Annotated in this window: 8 protein-coding genes and 3 rRNA genes; all 11 read right to left on the reverse strand. The window is 37.0% G+C overall.

The features are described 5' to 3' along the window. Positions 1-17: 17 nt before the first annotated feature. The 11 genes from ACK2WO_RS00755 to ACK2WO_RS00805 all read right to left on the reverse strand — a co-directional run bounded on the left by ACK2WO_RS00755 (position 18) and on the right by ACK2WO_RS00805 (position 17,778). A complete protein-coding gene (locus tag ACK2WO_RS00755) occupies positions 18-2,675 on the reverse strand; it encodes an ABC transporter permease (RefSeq protein WP_414698106.1) in 2,658 nt (885 codons plus the stop codon). A 13-nt stretch (positions 2,676-2,688) separates the two neighbouring features. Continuing rightward, on the reverse strand, positions 2,689-3,357 hold the full coding sequence (locus ACK2WO_RS00760; protein ID WP_414698107.1) for an ABC transporter ATP-binding protein: 669 nt from the start codon (positions 3,355-3,357) through the stop codon (positions 2,689-2,691). A 195-nt stretch (positions 3,358-3,552) separates the two neighbouring features. Continuing rightward, a complete protein-coding gene (locus ACK2WO_RS00765) occupies positions 3,553-4,452 on the reverse strand; it encodes a sensor histidine kinase (RefSeq protein ID WP_414698108.1) in 900 nt (299 codons plus the stop codon). Next, positions 4,445-5,140 carry a response regulator transcription factor gene (locus ACK2WO_RS00770; RefSeq protein ID WP_414698109.1) on the reverse strand — a complete coding sequence of 232 codons (696 nt, stop codon included), beginning with the start codon at positions 5,138-5,140 and terminating at the stop codon, positions 4,445-4,447. The genes ACK2WO_RS00765 and ACK2WO_RS00770 overlap by 8 nt, the downstream gene beginning before the upstream one ends. A gap of 170 nt (positions 5,141-5,310) precedes the next feature. Further along, positions 5,311-8,151, reverse strand: coding sequence for an excinuclease ABC subunit UvrA (uvrA, locus tag ACK2WO_RS00775; protein WP_414698110.1), 2,841 nt, complete (start codon positions 8,149-8,151; stop codon positions 5,311-5,313). A gap of 133 nt (positions 8,152-8,284) precedes the next feature. Beyond that, positions 8,285-10,267: an excinuclease ABC subunit UvrB gene (gene uvrB / locus ACK2WO_RS00780; RefSeq protein ID WP_414698111.1), complete on the reverse strand. Its 1,983-nt coding sequence runs from the start codon at positions 10,265-10,267 to the stop codon at positions 8,285-8,287. Between the two features lie 221 nt (positions 10,268-10,488). Continuing rightward, on the reverse strand, positions 10,489-11,784 hold the full coding sequence (locus ACK2WO_RS00785; protein ID WP_414698112.1) for a cytochrome c biogenesis protein CcdA: 1,296 nt from the start codon (positions 11,782-11,784) through the stop codon (positions 10,489-10,491). Between the two features lie 274 nt (positions 11,785-12,058). Beyond that, positions 12,059-12,175: ribosomal RNA gene (gene rrf / locus ACK2WO_RS00790) — 5S ribosomal RNA — on the reverse strand. Between the two features lie 68 nt (positions 12,176-12,243). After that, positions 12,244-15,145: ribosomal RNA gene (locus ACK2WO_RS00795) — 23S ribosomal RNA — on the reverse strand. A gap of 151 nt (positions 15,146-15,296) precedes the next feature. After that, positions 15,297-16,799 (reverse strand): 16S ribosomal RNA (locus ACK2WO_RS00800). The 16S, 23S and 5S rRNA genes sit together here, the layout of an rRNA operon. A gap of 208 nt (positions 16,800-17,007) precedes the next feature. Then, positions 17,008-17,778 carry an ABC transporter ATP-binding protein gene (locus ACK2WO_RS00805; RefSeq protein WP_414698113.1) on the reverse strand — a complete coding sequence of 257 codons (771 nt, stop codon included), beginning with the start codon at positions 17,776-17,778 and terminating at the stop codon, positions 17,008-17,010. Positions 17,779-17,796: the final 18 nt, after the last annotated feature.

The raw sequence follows: 17,796 nt of genomic DNA on the forward strand, positions 1-17,796 counted from the left end.
ACAAATTATTTTCATTACTAATTCTCTCTCAATCTTTCAACAATTGTTGCTTTAGATACAAATTTGTAAATTACTAACGGTAATACTATACCTAATAGGATAAACATAGGCATAACTATTAAAATTGATGTTATTGTAAATTTGTAAGTAAAGAACCAAAACATATTTTCTATAGTTTTTCCAATAAATGGATTTAATACTATTGATAGACCTAGAGAAAGAACTCCAACTCCTAAAGCGTAGTATAAACCTTCATATACTAGCATAGTTTTTAGTTGTTTTCCTGTCATACCAACAGATTGTAGCATTGCAAATTCTCTTTTTCTAGTAATTATACTTGTAAGAATTGCGTTGAAGAAGTTAAGTACTCCTATTAATCCTACAATAAAGCTTAGTGCTCCACCCATTAATAAGAACATAGAGCGCATACTTTCAAATTCTGATACATATTTTTCCTTGCTTTCATAGTCGTATTCTTGATTTTGTTTTGTTGTGTAATCTTTAAGGAAAGTTTCCATGTTTGAATTTGATTTCTTTGTAGTGTTGAATGCATATAGCATTGTAGAGTCTGTTCCAGAGTCTTGTATGAAAGTCTTATCATTTAATATAAACTCATCATGTCCATAGTAACGATAAGATAGTGCAGTTGGTACAGTTACTATTGCTGATACTGTATATTCAACATCTTTATATTTCTTAGCTCTAGCACTCCATAAAGAAACTTGTTCAAGATTAGTTCCCTTTGGATATACTTCACCTGTTTCTGGATTGTAGTATTCAAATTCATCTACATATCTAACTGTAACTTTATCTCCTATCTTTGCCCACCGAGAGTCTTTTCTTAGTTTACCGTAATCGTCTTCAACATATACAGCTGCAATATTTCTACTTCCTGGTTCATATACTTTTGAAAGATCTCCTTCCCAAACTTTTAAGTTATCTAGTGCAAATTTTTCCATTCCATAAATTTGTACATCATCTGAAATACGTCCATCTTTTGTTTTTTCTTCTAATTTTATATTATTATCTATCTCTTCTTTTGACATATACTGATTGTAGTTATTCCTATATGCTTTTTCTGTTATTAATTCTTGTATATGTGAAGTCTTTCCGTATACTTTACAGCTATCCGTTATTCCATTTTGCTTAGATACCTCGTCTATAACAGATGTCGATACTTCCTCTTCATCACTAAATGAATTATCTCCACTAAAATATGAAGCATTTGCTAAGACAAAATCTGTAGATACAAAATTAGATACATATTTATCCATATCAAAACCTTTTGTAAATAAAACTGTAAAGTTTAATAAAACAACTGCTAATGATAAAGAAATTATAGTTACTATAGTTTTTCCACGACTTCTACCTAAGTTTTCTTTTGCCATTAAGCAAAGCGATACTTTCTTTGATGTTTTTTTAGATTTCTTTTTGATATTACTTCCTTCTGTGTATCTAACTGCTTCTATTGGAGAAACTTTCGATGCTATTCTTCCAGGTCTTATGCAAGAAATCCACACTGTAAATAAAGTAAAGATAACAGCGAAAATAAATATACCTGGGCTAATAGAAACTACACTCACAAGTCCATCAAACTGCTTCATTACAGCTGCTGTTAAAACTTTCCCTACTATCCAACCAAAAAGTAATCCAAATGGGATTCCTATTAGACTAAGAAGCATAGCCTGTTGACGAATAATCTTTTTAAGCTGGCGAGGAGTTGTACCTATTGTTTTTAATAATCCATAAAATCTAATATCATTTGCAACTGAAATTTGGAATACATTGTATATTATTAAATATCCTGTAAAAATAATAAGCAGTAATACAAGTACAATTGCAATTACTAGTGAGTAATCCATACTTTCTGACATCTGTGCTCCACTATATCCCCAGTTAATGCCAGTTGAAATATATGTTCCATCATTTGAATTATTTTTTTCTTGGTATCCATGATTTTCAAGTACTGTTTCCACGTTTTTAGATATATTTCTAGAATTTTTAAACATTACATCCATATTCCAACTTCCGGTCATAGTATCACCAGTTTTTCCTGGGATGACATTTAATTCTTTGAATATAGACTCTGCTCTACTTTCTGGAATTAATACATGATTTGCTACAATTGCTTCATCATATTCCCAATATCCACTAAGTGTAAAAGTTTGTGTTGTTTCTTTTCCATCTACATCAAATGTTATTGTGAATTTTTCACCTATTTTAGGCTTTACTCCTAATAGTTTAAGTACTTTTGTATCTGTTGCTGCTTCGTTTGTTCCCTCTTTAGGTAATCTTCCTTCTACAGGGTCACAATACATAAAGTGAGCTTGATTTTTATCAGAGTATCCAATTTCTACATGACTTTTATTAAAAGGCACTTTTGAGGGCATTCCTACAAAGCGTCTTTTTCCATATTGTTGTATTAATGGATCATCTTTTATATTTTCAAATTGTTCTTCTGTCATATACTTAAAAGTAGCATGACTCCAACCACCACATTGGCGGAAATTTGATTCCTGTATTCCTTCATTTATAGAAAATGCAATTGTAAATATTGATGTGAACAGTAATGTAGTCAATGCAATCGCAAAAACAGCAATTAAATTTCTAGTTTTTCCAGCTTTAAATTGCTTGATACTCAAATTACGAATACATTTTTTATTTTTAACTTTCATAACTGCCACCCCCCTAATGCTCTACAATTTTACCGTCTTCAATACGAATTATACGGTCTGCTAACTGAGCAATTTCTTCATTGTGGGTAATCATTACTATTGTTTGTGTATATTTTTGGCTAGTTACTTTTAATAATCCAAGTACATCTTGGCTTGTTTTTGAATCAAGGTTTCCTGTTGGTTCATCGGCAAGTATTATAGCTGGTTTTGAAGCTAGTGCCCTTGCAATTGCTACACGTTGTTGCTGACCACCTGATAAGTTATTTGGAAGGTTATCCAATTTACTTTCTATTCCCAGTGTTTCAATTATACTTTTGATATAATCTGCATCTGGCTCTTTCCCATCAAGTTGGATTGGAAGTACAATATTTTCATATACGTTTAAAACAGGAACTAGGTTATAATTTTGGAATACAAATCCAATTTTTCTACGTCTGAAAATAGTTAGCTCCTCATCTTTTAAAGAGAAAATATTTCTATTGTCTACTGCTACATTTCCTGATGTCGGCCTATCTAGCCCACCTAGTATATGTAATAATGTTGATTTTCCAGATCCTGATGTTCCAACAATAGCAACAAATTCTCCTTTTTCTACTGAAAAATTAACTCCATCTAGCGCATGGACTTCATTTTCACCAGAGCCGTAAATCTTTATTAAATTATCTGCTTGTAAAATTTTCATATCTCACACCTCCACAACATAAATTTCCTTAGATTTATATGTAGAAATTTATTATTCTCATTCTAAAATTTATGTTTCTAAAAAAATCTGTATATAAAAGATGTTCCTTCATCTCTATATACAGATTATCTCATACAAATCTTTCCACATTCTTTCTGGAAATATATCAAATCTAACAGTTTTGTTAGATTTCATCTATCTCAGAATATATACAGAAAATGTAGACCCTACTCCAAGTTCTGATGTTAGTTTTATATATCCACCCTCACTGGAAATAATTTCTCTTGTTAGGTAAAGTCCTATTCCCACACCTTCATCGTTGTGTACTGATTGAGAACGATAAAAACGTGAAAATACTTCTGCTTGCTCGGACTCAGCTATCCCAATTCCTGTATCTGATATGTCAATTCTTGTAAATATTTCATACTCATGTACTTTAATATTTATTTCCCCAGTATTTGTGTATTTTATTGCATTATCTACAATATTTCCCAGTGCTTCTGTAGTCCACTTTCTGTCAAAAGTAGCTTTTGATGTTGTCTTTTCAATGTTTAATTCTAAATTTTTACCCATTGCTTTAGAGATATACTGTTCATATATATCTTGTAGCATAGGTTGAATTTCTTCTTTTCTTGGCGATAAGTTTAAAATTCCATTTTCCAATCTTGAAAGTTTTACAAGAGATTTTATTAAGAATTCTAGTTTTTCAGCTTGTTGTTTAATCGCCTCTACATTAGAACGCATATCTTCAGATAAATCTTCCTCTTCTATTAGTTCGCTGTACAAAATAAGATTTGAAATCGGAGTCTTAGTCTGATGTGATATATCAGAAATCAAAGTTTTTATTTTCTCTTTTTCCTTCATAATATTTTTAGATGAAGTATTTGATAATGCGAGATAATTAGAGAACTTTGTTTCTAATGCGGATAATCTACTCTCGTCAAATTTTGTTTCTGAGTATTCCCCATCAGCTGCAGAGTCTATCATTTTTTCAAGTGTATCCATAGTTTTTTTAGTGCGTATATGATTTATTAAAACAACTGTAAAAGCTGCAATTATGCTAATTAACGCAAATAATATAATCAATTTACTCATCTTTTTTCACCCAACTGTACCCTATTCCATAAACTGTCTTTATATAATCCTGTGCCCCAAGTTTGTCACGAAGTCTTTTTATACTGACAGAAAGTGCATTTTCATCTACATATTTTGCTCCATCCGTCCAAATATAGTCTATCAGCATATTACGACTCACTGTTACACCTTGATGCTCTACTAATATTTTTAATAACTTTTGCTCTGTTTTGCTTAGTTCTATATTTTCTTCATTAGCTAAAAATATCATATTGTCAAAGTCAAATACAAAACAATCTATCTTTAAAATCTTTTTATTTTTACCATTTTCATTTTTTAGATTAATAGCATTTTTTCTAAGTTGTGTGTTTACCCTTGCTCTTAAAACTGCTAAAGAAAATGGCTTTGTTATATAATCATCCGCTCCTTGTTCAAGACCTTCAACAATATCCATATCTGTGTCATTTGCAGTGAGTAAAATCACAGGTCTAATTGCATCCTCTTCTTTTAATTCTTTTAGAAAATCTAATCCATTTCCATCTGGTAAGTTTATATCCAATAATATCAATGATACGTCGTCAATCTCTAATTGTTCTCTTGCACTTTTTAAATCCATACAAGATATAATTTTTCTATTTTCCGATTTTAAGGCTTTGCACAATCCTTGATTGAGCCTTAGGTCATCTTCTACAATTAAAATTTGTTCCATTTTATTCTCCATTTTTAGTAGTATTTTTCTTATATTTTTATATTATAATTATACCTCAGACAAATTTGTTGTAAAGAAAAAGGAACTATTGCGTATCTTGCAGCAGTCCCTTTTATGTTTAATCTTTTATAAATTTTCTAACTAAAAAAGTTGAATTCTTTTTCTTATATTTATTTAAAATATCTTTTTAGGAATTGTCCTGTGTAACTTTCTTCTACTTTAGATACTTCTTCTGGCGTTCCTGTGGCAACTATTGTTCCTCCACCGTCTCCGCCTTCTGGACCTAAGTCGATTATATGGTCACAAGTTTTTATTACATCAAGGTTGTGCTCTATTACAACTATTGTATTTCCTGTGTCCGCAAGTCTTTGAAGTACGTCGATTAGTTTGTCTACATCTGCCATGTGAAGTCCAGTTGTCGGCTCATCTAATATGTACAATGTTTTTCCTGTTGGACGTTTGCTAAGTTCAGCTGCTAGTTTAATTCTCTGAGCCTCCCCACCAGAAAGCTGTGTAGATGGCTGTCCTAATTTAATGTATGATAGACCTACATCCATTAGAGTTTCTAGTTTTCTTCTTATGTTTGGTATGTTTTCAAAGAATTCCAGTGCTTCTTCTACGTTCATATCAAGTACATCAGATATTGTTTTGTCTTTGTATTTTACCTGTAGAGTTTCTCTGTTGTATCTTTCCCCTTTACATACTTCACAAGGAACATATACATCTGGAAGGAAGTGCATTTCTATTTTGATAATTCCATCTCCCTTACATGCCTCACATCTTCCGCCTTTTACATTGAAACTAAATCTACCTTTCTGGTATCCTCTTGCTTTTGCTTCATTAGTAGATGCAAATAAGTCTCTTATATGGTCAAATACACCTGTGTAAGTCGCAGGATTTGAACGAGGTGTTCTTCCTATTGGACTCTGGTCTATGTTTATTATTTTGTCTATGTTTTCAATTCCAGTTATTTCTTTATGTTTACCCGGTCTTATTCTAGCTCTATTTACTTTACTTGCAACACCTTTGTAAAGTATTTCGTTTACTAGTGTACTTTTTCCTGATCCAGATACTCCAGTTACACATACAAATTTACCAAGTGGGAATTTTACGTTAATATTTTTTAAGTTGTTTTCAGATGCTTTTTTGATTTCGATGAAGTTTCCATTTCCTTCTCTTAAAGTTTCTGGAATTGCTATCTGTTTTTCTCCACTTAGATATTTTCCTGTAATAGAGTTTGGATTGTTTATTATCTCTTCTGCAGTTCCCTCAGCTACTATTTCTCCACCATGGATTCCAGCTCCAGGACCAATGTCTACTATGTAGTCCGCAGCTCTCATTGTATCTTCATCGTGTTCAACAACTATAAGTGTGTTTCCTAAGTCTGTTAGGTTTCTTAAAGTTCCAATTAGCTTGTCATTATCTCTCTGATGAAGTCCTATACTAGGTTCATCTAGTACATAAAGTACTCCTACAAGTGCAGAACCTATCTGAGTTGCAAGTCTTATACGCTGTGCCTCTCCACCAGAAAGTGTTCCTGCTTTTCTCGATAGATTTAGATAATCAAGACCTACATCTCTAAGGAATGATGCTCTAGCTTTTATTTCTTTTATTATCTCGGCAGCTATCATTTTCTGTTTTTCTGAGAATGTGTCGTTTAGTCCATCTATAAATTCTATTAATTCATTTATAGATAAGTCTGTTACTTCTATTATGTTTTTTCCACCTACAAGTACAGATAAAACCTCGTTTTTAAGTCTTCTTCCTTTACATACAGGGCAAGGACTTTCTGCCATAAACTCTTCTAGTTTATCTCTCATGTATTCTGATTTTGTTTCTTGGTATCTTCTTGATATGTTTGTTACAACACCTTCAAAATGTGCTCTGTATTTTTTTCTTCCGCTAAATTTTGAGTCAAATTCAAATTCAACTATTGTGCTGTCTACTCCATTTCCATATAGTAGCTCCTGTACAAAATCTTCAGGTAGTTCTTTAAATGGAACATCTATGTCTACACCATATTTATCAGCCAAGCTTTTCATCATCATGCTGTAGTATGTTTCATCATTTGTAGCCGCTGCTCCCCAAGCTGCAATAGCACCCTGTTTTATAGTTAAGTCCTTATTTGGAACTACTAAGTCTGGATCTACTTCTTTACTTTCTCCAAGTCCTTTACAAGCTTCACATGCACCAAATGGAGCATTGAATGAGAACATTCTAGGAGATAATTCTTCTATCCCTATTCCATGGTCTGGGCAGGCAAATTTTGTAGAGAACATTACTTCTTCTCCACCTATTACCTGGGCAATTACAAGTCCGTCAGATAGTTTTAGTGCAGTTTCAAGAGAGTCTCCAAGTCTGCTTTCTAGCCCTGGTTTGACTATTATTCTGTCTACTACAACTTCTATATCATGCTTTTTATTTTTTTCGATTTCTATTTCATCGTTTATATCGTAATTTTCTCCATCTACCCTTATTCTTACAAATCCTTCTTTTCTTACATTGTCGATTAGTTTTTTGTGAGTTCCTTTTTTCCCTCTAACTATAGGTGATAGTATCTGGATTTTTGTTCTTTCTGGAAATTCTAATATTTTATCTGTTATTTCCTGAACTGTCATCCGGCTTATTTTCTTTCCACAAACTGCACAGTGAGCTTCACCTGCATTTGCGAATAATAGTCTTAGGTAGTCGTATATTTCTGTTACAGTTCCCACAGTTGAACGAGGGTTTTTTGATGTTGTTTTCTGGTCTATTGATATAGCTGGAGATAGTCCCTCTATATACTCAACGTTAGGTTTTTCCATCTGTCCTAAGAATTGTCTTGCATATGATGAAAGACTTTCTACATATCTTCTCTGACCTTCTGCATAAATTGTGTCGAATGCTAGAGATGATTTCCCAGAACCAGAAAGTCCTGTAAATACTATGAATTTATTTCTAGGAAGAGTCAGGTCTACACCTTTTAGGTTGTTTTCCCTTGCTCCTCTTATTACAATGTTTCTCTCTTGCATAGCTACTCCTTTCTTTCACTTTTATTTATTCGAATTTACTTCTGTTTATTTAATATTCATTTTTATAATTCTAATTTTCTATTTAATTTTATTTATCAATTTTTACTATTATTTGCTAAATTATTTACCAACTTTATTTTTCTTTTTTAGCAATTTTTTCTTCTAATTCTTTTACTTTATCTCTTAATTCCGCAGCTCTTTCAAACTGAAGATTTTTAGCAGCTTCCATCATTTCTTCTGTAAGCTTAGCAACATTTGCTTTTAATTCATCAATGTCATCAGTTTCTTTAATTCCGTATACAACCTCTTCTTCAGCAGCCTGAGTAGCTTCGATTGCAGCTCGTATATCTTTTTTAACTGTTTTTGGAATAATTCCATGCTCTTTGTTATATGCATCCTGAATTTCTCTTCTTCTTTTAGTTTCATCTATTGCATTTCTCATAGAATCCGTTATCTTGTCTGCATACATTATTACTCGTCCATGTTCATTTCTTGCAGCACGACCTATTGTCTGTATTAGAGAAGTTTCAGAACGCAGGAATCCTTCTTTATCCGCATCTAATATTGCTATTAGAGACACTTCTGGGATGTCCAATCCTTCTCTCAGAAGGTTGATTCCTATAAGTACGTCAAATTTACCCATTCTTAAATCCCTGATTATTTCAGTTCTTTCAAGTGTTGCTATGTCTGAGTGTAGGTATTTTACTTTTATTCCGATTTCTTTTAGGTAGTCTGTTAAGTCCTCACTCATTTTTTTAGTTAGTGTAGTTACTAGTACTCTTTCTCCTTTTTCGATTACAGAATGGATTTCATGTACTAAGTTATCTATCTGATTTTCGATAGGTCTTACATCTATTTCAGGGTCTAGTAGACCTGTAGGTCTTATTATCTGTTCAGCAAATGTTGTACTATGCTGGATTTCGTAAGGTCCTGGTGTAGCTGTTGTAAATACTATCTGATTTATGTTTTCTTCAAATTCTTCAAAGTTTAAAGGTCTGTTGTCGTAAGCTGATGGAAGTCTAAATCCATTGTCTATTAGCGATCCTTTTCTTGAGCGGTCACCTGCATACATCCCCCTTACCTGAGGAATTGTAACATGCGATTCGTCTACTATCATTAGGAAATCATCTGGGAAGAAGTCCATAAGTGTGTACGGTTTTTCTCCTTCTGCTCTTCCTGTTAAGTGTCTTGAGTAGTTTTCTATCCCCTGACAGAATCCTATTTCTTTTAGCATTTCTATATCGTAGTTTGTTCTCTGCTCAATTCTCTGTGCTTCAAGCAACATATCCCTTTCCTTGAAATATTGAATTCTTTCTTCTAATTCCGCCTCTATTCTTTTTATCGCTTCTTCAATTCTTTCTGGAGTTGTTACATAATGAGATGCCGGGAATATTGCAACATGGCTTCTTGTCCCAACTATTTTACCAGTTATATAGTCTATTTCAGTTATTCTATCTATTTCATCTCCAAAGAATTCTACTCTTATCGCTTTTTCATCGTCTCCTGCTGGGAATATTTCTAGTACATCCCCTCTAACTCTGAATGTTCCTCGAGTGAAGTTGATGTCATTTCTTTCGTACTGTATTTCTATTAGTCTTTTTATTACATCATCTCTGTCTTTTTCATCTCCTGGTCTAAGTGAAAGCATCATTTCTTTGTAGTCTTTTGGATCCCCTAAACCGTATATGCAAGATACAGATGAAATTATTATTACATCTCTTCTTTCTAAAAGTGCAGCAGTTGCAGAGTGTCTAAGTTTGTCTATTTCGTCGTTTATACTTGCATCTTTTTCTATGTATGTATCACTGCTCGCTACATACGCTTCTGGCTGGTAGTAGTCGTAGTATGATACGAAATATTCTACTGCATTTTCTGGAAAGAATTCTTTAAATTCTCCGTAAAGCTGTGCAGCAAGTGTTTTGTTGTGAGCTAGTATTAGCGTAGGTTTGTTTACATTTTCTATGATATTTGCCATAGTGAATGTTTTTCCCGAACCAGTTACTCCAAGTAGTGTCGAGAATTTTTCGTTTCTTTTTATGGCATCTGATATCGTCTTTATAGCTTCAGGCTGATCACCTGTAGGCTTGAATTTTGAATGTATTTTAAATTTATCCATATTTTCACCACCTAAATTTGTGATTTTTTCTAATATTTCTTTTTATCTTTTCTTTTATTTTTCATCTGTTCATTTCAGATATTTCCGCCTTTGTCAAAATCTAGTATAACATAAATAAAATTTATTTCATAGAATTTTACGAATATACGTTCGTTAAAACTAAAGCTAATTAGATTATTTCCAATTAGCTATAGTTTTATTCTTAATATATACTTATTTTTTTATTGTTTTCTTTTTCCTGTAATAGTCTGTTCTATTATACTCTCCATTGCTTCTTGAGTAAGTCCACCTTGAACATATCCAAATACGTTTCCTTCTTTATCTATCATGAATGTAGTTGGAAGTGATGAAATTCTGTACGCTCCAAATGTATAGCCACCGTCGTCCATAAGAACAGGATATGTATATCCATTTTCTTCTAAGAATGCTTCTATTCCGTCTATGTCTTTTTCATCCTGAGTGTTAGGAGCAGCAAGAGATAGTACCACTACTTCTGATTCTTCTCCCTGTTTTTCGTATTTTTCATAAATCTTCTGTATATCAGGCATTTCCATTTTACAAGGAGGACACCAAGTTGCCCAGAAGTTTAAAAATACAACTTTTCCCTTATAATCTGATAATTTATGTGTTTTTCCATATTGATCCTTTAGTTCAAAGTCTATAGCAGGAGTTTTATTTGATTCTGCTTTATTTGATTCTTCACTACTTCCATTATTTGACACTGAGTTATTAGTTTCATCATTTTCTTTATCCCCAGAATTAGTAGCATCTTTTCCTGTTGAATATTCTGGAGAAGTATTAGAATTATTTGTATTTCCTGGCATATATGATAATTTTCCTGAAAAAACAAATAACCCCATTACTATCATAAGAAAAGCTCCTATTTTAACAGTATATTTTACTATATTTTTGTATTTTTTTATTAAGTTCATAAGTTGAGTTGTAAAAATCCCCAATAATAAAAATGGTATTATGAATCCGGCACTATAAACACCTATTAACATAAATCCCTTCATCCGCGTTTCAGCACTTCCAGCCATTATCAATACACTTGTAAGTACAGGACCTATACATGGTGTCCAAGCAAAACTAAATGTAAATCCAAATACAATTGCCGTTATTGGAGACATCGCTATTTTATCCATTTTAAATGGTAATTTATGCTCACTTTCTAATAAATTAGACCTTTTAAATATTCCTAACTGGTAAAGTCCAAATAATATCATAATTACTCCACCAATTTTTGATATTATTCCACCGTATTCAGCAAAGAACTCTTTAAGTGCAGATACACCTAATCCCATTATGAAAAATGATAAACTTATCCCCAAAGTAAAGAATATTGTGTTTATAATTAGTTTCTTTTTATTATAACTTCCATCTTCTTTATTAATTCCACCTGATAAATACCCTAAGTAAAGAGGAATTAGCGGCAAAATACATGGTGATGTAAAGCTAAGTATTCCCTGTAAAAACACCGTCAACATCGGTATACTCATATCTAAGTTAAACTGCATAATTTTTCACTCCTTTTAAATAAATATATTTTCTATTTTTTCTATTTTTATTTGATTATTTTCTTGAATTAAATACAACTAAGTATATTACAATCGTTTTACTTATACCCATCTTTTCATACAAAATACCAATTTAATAATAGTTATATGATTTTATTTTAAGATTTTATAAAATTTTCGGGTTCTTTTACACAAAAAAAGACGGTTACCAATTTTTATTTCAGTATACCGTCTTTATCTCGTTTATATTGTAAAATCAAAATAAAAAAAGATTACGTGGCTACGTCCTACTCTCCCAGGGGCCTTCGCCCCAAGTACCATCAGCGATAGAGAGCTTAACTTCTGTGTTCGGAATGGGAACAGGTGTATCCTCTCTTCTATAATAACCACATAATCTTTATTTTCAGAGATTGTACTCTGAAAACTACATACATATTAATCAAATTACCAAATATTTTTTTGGTCAAGTCCTCGACCTATTAGTATCGGTAAGCTACATACATTACTGCACTTCCACCTCCGACCTATCAACCACGTAGTCTTCATGGGGTCTTACTTCCGAGGAATGGGAAATCTTATCTTGAGGCTGGCTTCGCGCTTAGATGCTTTCAGCGCTTATCCGTTCCGTACATAGCTACCCAGCCATGCCTCTGGCGAGACAACTGGTACACCAGCGGTACGTCCACCCCGGTCCTCTCGTACTAAGGGCAGATCCTCTCAAATTTCCTACGCCTGCGACGGATAGGGACCGAACTGTCTCACGACGTTCTGAACCCAGCTCGCGTACCACTTTAATGGGCGAACAGCCCAACCCTTGGGACCTACTACAGCCCCAGGATGTGATGAGCCGACATCGAGGTGCCAAACCTCCCCGTCGATGTGGACTCTTGGGGGAGATAAGCCTGTTATCCCCAGGGTAGCTTTTATCCGTTGAGCGATGGCCCTTCCACTCAGAACCACCGGATCACTAAGTCCGACTTTCGTCCTTGCTCGACCTGTATGTCTTGCAATCAAGCTCTCTTATGCCTTTACACTCTGTGCACGATTTCCGACCGTGCTGAGAGAACCTTTGAGCGCCTCCGTTACCTTTTGGGAGGCGACCGCCCCAGTCAAACTGCCCGCCTGACAGTGTCCCAAGACCTGATTCAAGGCCTCTGGTTAGAGTCCCAGTACTACAGGGGTGGTATCCCAACGGTGGCTCATCCAAAACTGGCGTCCTGGAATCAAAGCCTCCCACCTATGCTGTACATGTAGTACCAAGACCCAATGCCAAGCTACAGTAAAGCTCCATGGGGTCTTTCCGTCCTGTCGCAGGTATCCGGCATCTTCACCGGAATTACAATTTCACCGAGTCTGTTGTTGAGACAGTGCCCAAATCGTTACGCCTTTCGTGCGGGTCGGAACTTACCCGACAAGGAATTTCGCTACCTTAGGACCGTTATAGTTACGGCCGCCGTTTACTGGGGCTTAAGTTCACTGCTTCGATTGCTCTAACAGATCCCCTTAACCTTCCAGCACCGGGCAGGCGTCAGCTCCTATACATCGTCTTGCGACTTAGCAGAAACCTATGTTTTTGGTAAACAGTCGCTTGGGCCTATTCTCTGCGGCCATCTTTCGATGGCACCCCTTATCCCTAAGTTACGGGGTCATTTTGCCGAGTTCCTTAACAACAGTTCTCTCGCTGGCCTTAGGATACTCTCCTCACCCACCTGTGTCGGTTTGCGGTACGGGCGCCTTTAAACTCGATAGAGACTTTTCTCGACAGTGTGAATGCAGATGCTTCGCTACTAAATTTCGCTCCCCGTCACACCCCAGCATTGTATCCGTGGATTTGCCTCCGGATACTGCCTCAGTGCTTGGACGTGCATAACCAACAGCACGCTCATCCTGTCCTACTGTGTCATCCCATTTCTCAAACGCTTATTGGCGGTACAGGAATTTCAACCTGTTGTCCATCACCTACGCCTTTCGGCCTCGGCTTAGGTCCCGACTAACCCAGGGAGGACGAACCTTCCCCTGGAAACCTTGGGTTTACGGCCTGTGGGATTCTCACCCACATCTCGCTACTCATGCCAACATTCTCACTTCTTTACAGTCCACATGTCCTTACGGTCATGCTTCTGCCCAGTAAAGAAAGCTCCCCTACCCATCATAAATGATGCCGTGGCTTCGGTAGTAGGTTTTAGCCCCGGAAATCTTCGGCGCAGGATCACTCGACCAGTGAGCTATTACGCACTCTTTGAATGAGTGGCTGCTTCTAAGCCAACATCCTGGTTGTCTGTGCAATCCCACATCCTTTACCACTTAACCTACATTTTGGGACCTTAGCCGACGGTCTGGGCTGTTGCCCTCTCGACCGTGAATCTTATCACCCACGGTCTGACTCCCAGATAAAAGATGACGGCATTCGGAGTTTGATAGTCTTCGGTAGGTGCAATACCCCCTAGGACATTCAGTGCTCTACCTCCGTATCTCTGAATCTGAGGCTAGCCCTAAAGCTATTTCGGGGAGAACCAGCTATCTCCGGGTTCGATTGGAATTTCACCGCTATCCACAAGTCATCCCCGAGCTTTTCAACGCTCGTGGGTTCGGTCCTCCACGAAATTTTACTTTCGCTTCAACCTGCTCATGGATAGGTCACCCGGTTTCGGGTCTACGTCATGCAACTAAACGCTCAGTTAAAACTCGCTTTCGCTGCGGCTGCATACATGAAGTACTTAACCTTGCTGCATAACGTAACTCGTTGGCCCGTTCTACAAAAAGTACGCGGTCACACAAGAAATGTGCTTCCACAGTTTGTAAGTACAGGGTTTCAGGTTCTATTTCACTCCCCTCCCGGGGTTCTTTTCACCTTTCCCTCACGGTACTATGCGCTATCGGTCACCGGGTAGTATTTAGCCTTGGAGGGTGGTCCCTCCTGCTTCCCACGGGGTTTCACGTGTCCCGTGGTACTCTGGATCATATCGGAAGTCTTCTCACTTTGACTACAGGGCTGTTACCTTCTGTGGCGGAGCTTTCCAAAACTCTTCGTCTGTAATAACCTCTTCCTGATGATATGTCCGCAACCCCTAAGAAGCGAACTTCTTAGGTTTGGGCTGTTCCGCGTTCGCTCGCCGCTACTAGCGGAATCGAATTTCTTTCTCTTCCTTCGGGTACTTAGATGTTTCAGTTCCCCGAGTTCCCCTCAACGAGCTATGTATTCACTCGAAGATACCATGACATTACTCATGGTGAGTTTCCTCATTCGGAAATCTATGGATCAAAGTTTACGTGCAACTCCCCATAGCTTATCGCAGCTTATCACGTCCTTCATCGGCTCCCGGTGCCAAGGCATCCGCCCTGCACCCTTAATAACTTGACCAGTTACAGTTGATATTTTTTTATAAGGTTATCCTCCTTATTTATCACATTAAGGAAATAAATGATGTCATATCATAATATATATGTAGTTTTCAAAGTACAGTTTTGAAGGAATGAACCTTCAAAACCGAACAACAGATAATTCTCCCTAGAAAGGAGGTGATCCAGCCGCACCTTCCGATACGGCTACCTTGTTACGACTTCACCCCAGTTATTGATTCCACCTTCGACGACTTCTCCCAAAAGGTTAGATAGTCGGCTTCGGGTGTCTCCAACTCCCATGGTGTGACGGGCGGTGTGTACAAGACCCGGGAACGCATTCACCGCAGCATTCTGATCTGCGATTACTAGTAACTCCAGCTTCATGTAGGCGAGTTTCAGCCTACAATCCGAACTGAGAATGGCTTTAAGGGATTTGCTCCACCTCACGGCTTGGCTGCCCTCTGTACCACCCATTGTAGCACGTGTGTAGCCCTAGGCATAAGGGGCATGATGATTTGACGTCATCCCCACCTTCCTCCAGGTTATCCCTGGCAGTCTCTCTAGAGTGCCCAACTAAATGATGGCAACTAAAGACAAGGGTTGCGCTCGTTGCGGGACTTAACCCAACATCTCACGACACGAGCTGACGACAACCATGCACCACCTGTCACTTCTGTCCCCGGAGGGAAAGAGGAGATTAGTCCTCGGTCAGAAGGATGTCAAGCCTAGGTAAGGTTCTTCGCGTTGCTTCGAATTAAACCACATGCTCCGCTACTTGTGCGGGTCCCCGTCAATTCCTTTGAGTTTCACACTTGCGTGCGTACTCCCCAGGCGGAGTACTTAATGCGTTAGCTGCGGCACCGAAGGGGGTAACCTCTGACACCTAGTACTCATCGTTTACAGCGTGGACTACCAGGGTATCTAATCCTGTTTGCTCCCCACGCTTTCGTGCCTCAGCGTCAGTTACAGTCCAGAAAGCCGCCTTCGCTACTGGTGTTCCTCCCAATATCTACGCATTTCACCGCTACACTGGGAATTCCGCTTTCCTCTCCTGCACTCAAGTCAGACAGTATCAGGAGCTTACTACGGTTGAGCCGTAGCCTTTAACTCCTGACTTGAAAGACCGCCTACGCACCCTTTACGCCCAGTAAATCCGGATAACGCTAGCCCCCTACGTATTACCGCGGCTGCTGGCACGTAGTTAGCCGGGGCTTCCTCCTCAAGTACCGTCATTATCTTCCTTGAGGACAGAGCTTTACGACCCGAAGGCCTTCATCGCTCACGCGGCGTTGCTGCATCAGGCTTGCGCCCATTGTGCAATATTCCCCACTGCTGCCTCCCGTAGGAGTTTGGACCGTGTCTCAGTTCCAATGTGGCCGATCACCCTCTCAGGTCGGCTACTGATCGTCGCCTTGGTGAGCCGTTACCCCGCCAACAAGCTAATCAGACGCGGGTCCATCCTGTACCGAAAAATCTTTGATATAAAAGTCATGCGACTCTTATATGTTATCCCGTATTAGCATACCTTTCGGTATGTTATCCGTGTGTACAGGGCAGGTTACCCACGCGTTACTCACCCGTCCGCCGCTCTTCTCCGAAGAGAATCGCTCGACTTGCATGTGTTAGGCACGCCGCCAGCGTTCATCCTGAGCCAGGATCAAACTCTCAAAATAAAATGTTGAATCCGCTCAGATGTTATCTCAAAATATCTGGCATGGTTTGTATGGCGTTCGAATTATTTATTCGAACTAAATATATCTGCTGTTCAGTTTTCAAAGTTCATTTTCTATTTCTCTGCCCTCTCTCTCAAGGACAAGTATTATAATATCACCTTTGATTTATATCGTCAACACTTTTTTAAAACTTTTTTCAAAAAACTTTTTATAATATCAATTTCTTTAAAAGTTCTTTCTTAATTTCCATGAATTTTGGATTGCTTAATATATCTATATTTCTTGGTCTTTCAAAGTCTATATCTATTGTCTCCACGATTTTACCAGGATTTTTGCTTAACACAATTACTCTGTCTGCCATAAGTATAGCTTCCTCTATATCATGAGTTACAAATATTATAGATGGCTTATAAAGCTCCCATAGTTTTAGCGTTAAATTTTGCATTTCTATCCTTGTCTGATAATCAAGAGCAGAAAAAGGTTCATCCATTAAAAGCATGTCCGGCTTCATTATAAGAACTCTGGCAAGTGCAACTCTCTGCTGCATCCCCCCAGATAAGTGCTTTGGATAATACTTTTTATATCCATCCAATCCTATTTCTTTTACAAACTCATCAACTTTAGAAGAAATCTCTTCCTTAGTAAATTTTTTTAGCTTCAATCCATATCCAATATTATCTTCTACAGTCATCCAATCAAATAACGCTGGTCTTTGGAAAATATATCCTCTATCAGAAGATGGTGAACTCACTTTTTCATCCTTAAATAAAATATCTCCGTCAAAGCAATTATTTATACCACCTATCGCACTTAGTAAAGTTGATTTACCACATCCACTAGGCCCAATTATACTTACAATTTCCCCTTCTCTTACATCTAAATTAATATCATCTAAAACAATCTTTTTTTCTTTTCCATTTTTAAATGAAATCCCAAGATTTTTGACAGATAAAATAACATCTTTTTTTAAATTATTCAAAATCATCACCTCAAATCC

Source organism: Peptacetobacter sp. AB845 (assembly GCF_047528295.1).
Lineage (GTDB): Bacteria > Bacillota > Clostridia > Peptostreptococcales > Peptostreptococcaceae > Peptacetobacter.

Excerpts from the sequence above, each read along its gene's own strand:
- ACK2WO_RS00755 (WP_414698106.1), bottom strand. The coding sequence starts at position 2,675 with ATGAAAGTTAAAAATAAAAAATGTATTCGTAATTTGAGTATCAAGCAA.
- ACK2WO_RS00760 (WP_414698107.1), bottom strand. The coding sequence starts at position 3,357 with ATGAAAATTTTACAAGCAGATAATTTAATAAAGATTTACGGCTCTGGT.
- ACK2WO_RS00765 (WP_414698108.1), bottom strand. The coding sequence starts at position 4,452 with ATGAGTAAATTGATTATATTATTTGCGTTAATTAGCATAATTGCAGCT.
- ACK2WO_RS00770 (WP_414698109.1), bottom strand. The coding sequence starts at position 5,140 with ATGGAACAAATTTTAATTGTAGAAGATGACCTAAGGCTCAATCAAGGA.
- uvrA (WP_414698110.1), bottom strand. The coding sequence starts at position 8,151 with ATGCAAGAGAGAAACATTGTAATAAGAGGAGCAAGGGAAAACAACCTA.
- uvrB (WP_414698111.1), bottom strand. The coding sequence starts at position 10,267 with ATGGATAAATTTAAAATACATTCAAAATTCAAGCCTACAGGTGATCAG.
- ACK2WO_RS00785 (WP_414698112.1), bottom strand. The coding sequence starts at position 11,784 with ATGCAGTTTAACTTAGATATGAGTATACCGATGTTGACGGTGTTTTTA.